Below are 495 nucleotides of genomic sequence, written 5' to 3'. Positions count from 1 at the left end.
CTCGTATTCCTTGTCGGTCTTGCGCTCGTTGCAGACCAGGCCGCCCAGGCGCACGCCGCCGGAATTGGCGTATTTCAGAATGCCCTTGGCGATGTTGTTGGCCGCGTACATGGCCATCATCTCGCCGGACATGACGATGTAGATTTCCTGCGCCTTGTTCTCGCGGATCGGCATGGCGAAGCCGCCGCAGACCACGTCGCCGAGCACGTCGTAGGACACATAGTCCACGTCGTCATAGGCGCCGTTTTCTTCGAGGAAGTTGATGGCGGTGATGACGCCGCGACCGGCGCAGCCGACGCCCGGCTCCGGACCACCGGATTCCACGCACTTGATGTCGCCGAAGCCGATCTTGAGCACGTCTTCGAGTTCGAGGTCCTCGACCGAGCCGGCTTCGGCGGCGAGCGACAGGATGGTGTCCTGGGCCTTGGCGTGCAGGATCAGGCGGGTGGAGTCGGCCTTGGGATCGCAGCCGACGATCAGGATTTTCTGGCCCAT

1 pseudogene is annotated in these 495 nt (G+C 63.0%); it reads right to left on the bottom strand.

Annotation, left to right across the window (positions count from 1 at the left end):
* A pseudogene (gene nifH / locus GJ654_RS20700) lies at positions 1-495 on the bottom strand (nitrogenase reductase); the annotation flags it as partial.

This window comes from Rhodoblastus acidophilus (assembly GCF_009720655.1).
In the GTDB taxonomy this organism is placed as follows: Bacteria; Pseudomonadota; Alphaproteobacteria; order Rhizobiales; family Beijerinckiaceae; genus Rhodoblastus; species Rhodoblastus acidophilus_A.
This window is presented reverse-complemented; position numbering and strand designations above follow the sequence as displayed.